The sequence below is a fragment of the Sphingobacterium sp. LZ11T8 genome, assembly GCF_024261425.1.
Classification (GTDB): Bacteria; Bacteroidota; Bacteroidia; order Sphingobacteriales; family Sphingobacteriaceae; genus Sphingobacterium.
Genome location: NZ_JANBZY010000009.1, coordinates 1 through 4,727, shown reverse-complemented (window position 1 = coordinate 4,727; position 4,727 = coordinate 1). Strand labels below are relative to the sequence as shown.

7 protein-coding genes are annotated in these 4,727 nt (G+C 36.9%); all 7 read left to right on the top strand.

The features are described from left to right. Window positions 1–158 precede the first annotated feature (158 nt). Window positions 159–689, top strand: coding sequence for an aminoglycoside 6'-N-acetyltransferase AAC(6')-D292 (locus NLF99_RS17990; RefSeq protein WP_058878818.1), 531 nt, complete (start codon window positions 159–161; stop codon window positions 687–689). Between the two features lie 208 nt (window positions 690–897). Next, entirely contained in the window at window positions 898–1,350 is a 453-nt protein-coding gene (locus tag NLF99_RS17985; protein WP_254529917.1) for a GNAT family N-acetyltransferase, read from the top strand. Between the two features lie 69 nt (window positions 1,351–1,419). Beyond that, on the top strand, window positions 1,420–1,671 hold the full coding sequence (locus NLF99_RS17980; protein WP_254529915.1) for a hypothetical protein: 252 nt from the start codon (window positions 1,420–1,422) through the stop codon (window positions 1,669–1,671). A 347-nt stretch (window positions 1,672–2,018) separates the two neighbouring features. Beyond that, window positions 2,019–2,483, top strand: coding sequence for a GNAT family N-acetyltransferase (locus tag NLF99_RS17975; protein ID WP_024568394.1), 465 nt, complete (start codon window positions 2,019–2,021; stop codon window positions 2,481–2,483). Between the two features lie 373 nt (window positions 2,484–2,856). Then, complete coding sequence (locus NLF99_RS17970) at window positions 2,857–3,306, top strand: hypothetical protein (RefSeq protein ID WP_041321170.1); 450 nt, start codon at window positions 2,857–2,859, stop codon at window positions 3,304–3,306. A gap of 30 nt (window positions 3,307–3,336) precedes the next feature. After that, complete coding sequence (locus NLF99_RS17965) at window positions 3,337–3,498, top strand: DUF4197 domain-containing protein (protein WP_141113035.1); 162 nt, start codon at window positions 3,337–3,339, stop codon at window positions 3,496–3,498. A 183-nt stretch (window positions 3,499–3,681) separates the two neighbouring features. Continuing rightward, entirely contained in the window at window positions 3,682–4,587 is a 906-nt protein-coding gene (gene bla / locus NLF99_RS17960) for a class A beta-lactamase, subclass A2 (protein WP_254529913.1), read from the top strand. Window positions 4,588–4,727: the final 140 nt, after the last annotated feature.

The following is a 4,727-nucleotide window of genomic DNA, read 5'->3' as shown; positions in this document are numbered from 1 at the left end:
AATAATTTAGCTTCTGTGGAAACACATCGGCTACGTCACTGCTAAATTGAACTTTCGGTTCAATTTATCCGCCACTTCGCCAATGCGTTTCCCGTTAGCGGTCAGGTAAGGACAACAAAAACTTTCTGGTCGGAATAAATATTTAATATATCATAAATGTGAAAGAAATAACCTTCGAATTCAAACCACTAAATGAAACACAACTGCCAATATTAACAAAGTGGCTTAACTATCCACACTTACAAGAATGGTGGAATTCAGAAGAAATAACACTTGAGAAGGTTCGGGATAAATATCTACCAAGAATTTTAGGTAATGATTCCGCAAGACCCTATATAATCTATCTTGATAAAAAACCTTTTGGATATATTCAATATTACTATGCATCGGAGGGCGACCCAAATTGGTGGCCAGATGAACCTGGACAAGGTGTCATTGGAATTGACCAATTTATTGCTGACAACAAATTATTAGGTAAAGGTTATGGAACGCTGATGATAACTCAATTTATTCATTTTCTGACAAAACAAATTAACATTACAGAAGTACGGGTTGACCCAAGACCTGATAATCATAGAGCAGTTAATTGTTATGAAAAAGTAGGCTTTCGTAAAGTTCAAAATATAATTACACCAGACGGACCTGCGACAATGATGATACTTGACATTACTCTTATCGTAAATGAATGAAAATTTTTGACATTAATAAGATTGAGAAAACCCGAACCGCCAACAATGGCTATAAGTAATTGCTTGTTCTCACCTACTTCTGAAAATCCTCGCGGATTTTCAGTTTGGTGTGTATTTGCAAAGTTTCGTGCTAAACCACGCAACTACTCATAGCCGAGACCGTTAGCGGTCATTGAAAAAAGACACGGAAAATGAATTGAACAAAAAAATGAAGTTAGAGTTACAAATATTACAATCACATAATCTTGACGAACTAAAAGAGCTTATTTTGCTGTTTGAGGATGTATTTGAAATGAAAAATTTCAAATTACCAGACGAAACACATTTACGGAAACTTTTAGCAAAAGAAAACTTCTTTGCAGTTGTCGCCAAGACAAATGACAAGATTATTGGCGGACTAACAATTTACGTACTTGACCAGTACTACTCCCACAAACCATTAGCGTATATCTACGACCTTGCAGTATTGACAAATTATCAAAGAAAGGGAGTTGGGAAAAGTTTAATTGCATTTACAAACAATTTCTGCAAACAAAAAGGTTTTGAAGAAGTATTTGTGCAGGCAGATAAAGTTGATGACTATGCCATTGACTTTTACAGAACAACCAAACCGACAAATGAGGAACAAGTGGTACATTTTTATTATACACTCAATGAGTAAAGTGAGCTTGCAAACAAATAACAACTAAACCAAATTTTATGACAGTAATACAAAAAACGTATGGATACAATGAGAAAAATCAAAATTGAAAAGGACATCAAAGTCATTTTCATTCAGGCAAAAACTTTTTCGGATGGAATTTTAGAGGCGTTTCAGAAACTACACACTTTACTTGAGTTCCCCCCCCCACAACGAAGAAATTTTGGCATTTCAAGACCTGAAAACGGGAAAATTGCCTACAGAGTGGCTGCGGAAGAACGAACAAGAAGCGATTTACAAAAACACGGGTTGACGGAATTTACCATTCCAAGCGGTAATTAAATAGCAATCGAAATTAAGAATTTTAGATAAGATTTGAACTTGATTAAAGATGCGTTTGACAAACTTTTGACCGTTCCCAACATTGACCCCAACGGATACTGTATTGAAGGATATAACGGCATAGATGACGTAGTTTGTATGGTTAGACTTGATGAAACAAAAACAACGAACCGCTAACAAGGGTTTGCCAAAAGCGGGGCTGAACGGCTTCGATTGGGCATTTGTACAAGGTTCAACTTTCGTTCTTCGATTGAATTTTTGTGCTAAAAATCCCCGCCTTCGGCAAGCCCCAAACCGTTAGCGGGCATTGTAAAGGACTACCTCTAAAAAAGAAAACTTAGAAATGTATGAACTTAGAATTGCAAATACTACAATCTGACAATATTAAAGAGTTCAAGGACTTAATAGTTATTTTTGAAAATGTATTTGAAATGAAAAATTTCAATTTGCCAAGTGAATTGCACTTACAGAAACTATTAAACCAAGAAACCTTTTATGTAGTTACGGCTAGGGCAAACAACAAAGTTATAGGTGGGCTGACAGTTTATGTGCTTGACCAGTACTATTCAGATAAACCATTAGCCTATATATATGACCTTGCAGTATTGACGAATTACCAAAGAAAAGGCGTGGGGCGAAAGTTAATAGCGTTTACAAATCAATATTTCAAAGAAAAGGGATTTGAAGAAGTTTTTGTGCAAGCAGATGAAGTTGACAATTATGCTCTTGATTTCTACCGTCTTACAAATCCGACAGAAGAAGAGAAAGTGCGACATTTCTATTACAAATTAACTCTTGACAGTGAAAAGTAAACAAGAACAACGACCCGCTAACACGGGTTTTGCGTCAGGCGGGGTGACGTATCACTTGGAGCTTTGTGCTTCTATTCAAGTTCAGTGCAGGTTGACAGTTTTGTGCTCCGAAACCCGCCCGAACGCAAAGCCCGAAAACGTTGTTAGCAATCCGCTGCGCTCCTTGCTAACAATGGCTCGGCGACTTACGTCGCTTGCCGTAAGCCGCCGCTTCGCGGACTGCTTACAACAAGCGACTTGGCTAAATAGCTCCGCTTTTGTATCTTCGATACAGCTTCGCTACTTCGCCAATTCGCCGAGCCATTAGCAGTAATGCGTGACGAAAAAAATCGTATCTTTGACAAAAATTTGAACTGAAAGAAAGAAGTAGGAAATGAAATTACCAAAGTATCCGTTGGCATCGAGCGACAAGTTAATGACCTTTGAATTTACAAGCGAAGGACAGAAAGGCTTAATTGAAAAACTTGTGCGTTTCCAAGAAACCAACGTGAAAAACGTTTACAACCTTGCGTTTGGCGACAAAGACCTAACAACAGGCGACATAGACGATAAAGTAATTTCAAACAATGGGGATAGCGAAAAAGTTTTGGCGACAGTTGCCGCAACGCTTTACGCTTTTACCGACAAATATCCGAACGCTTGGATTTATGCGACAGGTAGCACAAAATCCCGAACAAGACTTTACCGAATGGGAATAACAAAATTTCTTTCGGAAGTAACAGAAGACTTTGAAGTTTTGGGCGAGAAAGATGAGGATTGGTTTCCGTTCAAAAAAAATGTTGAATATGACGGATTTTTAGTGCGTAGGAAAACAAAAAAATAATTAACTTTGTAAAATCAAAATTCAATTGATATGAAAGTAACAACTGAAATAAAGAAACGTAAAATTCCGATTGTTCGGGTGGACAAAGCGTTAAACAAGTTTGACGACAAAATCCTATTCCCAGACAAATTGGAAAAAGCAAATGAAATGCTTAAAAAAGTTGGACTACCTAAACAGTGGACAACTGCATAAGCACTACTGCTAACATCGGTTTTGCGTCAGGCGGGCTGACGTATAAACTTGAAGCCTTGTGCTTCGATTAAACATTAGAAATAAATTTAGGCTTTTGTGCTCCGAAACCCGCCCGAACGCAAAGCCGAACAACGTTAGCGGGCATTGTAAAGAGACACCATAATCATAAAGACAGAAAATAAAATGAAAATATTTCAATTAACAGCTATTATTTTATTACTCACGGTTTGCAATACTTTTGCTCAACCGATAGATTCGTTAAAACAAGAAATACAAAAAATCATTTCATCAAAGAATGCTACTATAGGGGTTGCAGTACTTGGAAATAATGGACAGGATGTGTTTTCAATAAATGGAGAAAGACATTTTCCAATGCAAAGTGTGTTCAAATTTCATATTGGGCTGGCTATGCTTTCCGAAATAGATAGGGGGAATTTTAAGTTAAACCAGAAAATAAAAATCAAAAAAAGTGAACTTTTGCCTGGTTTATGGAGTCCAATTAGAGAAAAATACCCAGAGGGAGCTAAGCTTAGTATTGCTGAAATCTTAGAATATACTATTTCTCAAAGCGATAATGTGGGGTGTGATATTTTATTAAAAATTCTTGGGGGGCCTAACTTTGTTGAAAACTACATCAAAGCAAGTGGGGTTGATAACATTTCTATTAAAATCAATGAGGAAGTAATGCAGAATAATTGGGATAGACAATTTGAGAATTGGACGACACCTTTAGCTGCTAACCAAATACTCGAACTCTTTTTTCTCAATGAGAGCAACTTGCTAAGCCCAAGCAGTTATGATTTTCTATGGAAAATTATGAAAGAGACAGCTACTGGAAAAAAGCGGTTAAAAGGGAATTTACCTGTTGGAACCGTGGTTGCACATAAAACAGGATCGTCTGGCACAAACAAAGAAACTGGAATAACAGCTGCGGTAAATGATATTGGTATCGTTTTCTTACCCGATAACAACAATTTTTTTATAAGTGTTTTTATAACGGATTCTAAAGAGAACGCAGAAGTAAATGAAAAAATAATCGCAGACATATCAAAAGCAACTTGGGACTATTTCATATCAAAAGCGAAATAAAACAACGACCCGCTAACAGCACCTATAAGAAATTGGCGGTTCAGTGGTTAAATGAAGTGCAGTTTTTCAATCAAACTTTCGTGCAGATTGACAGTTTTGTGCTTCGAAATCGCCAACTTCTTATAGCTGCAAAACGTTAG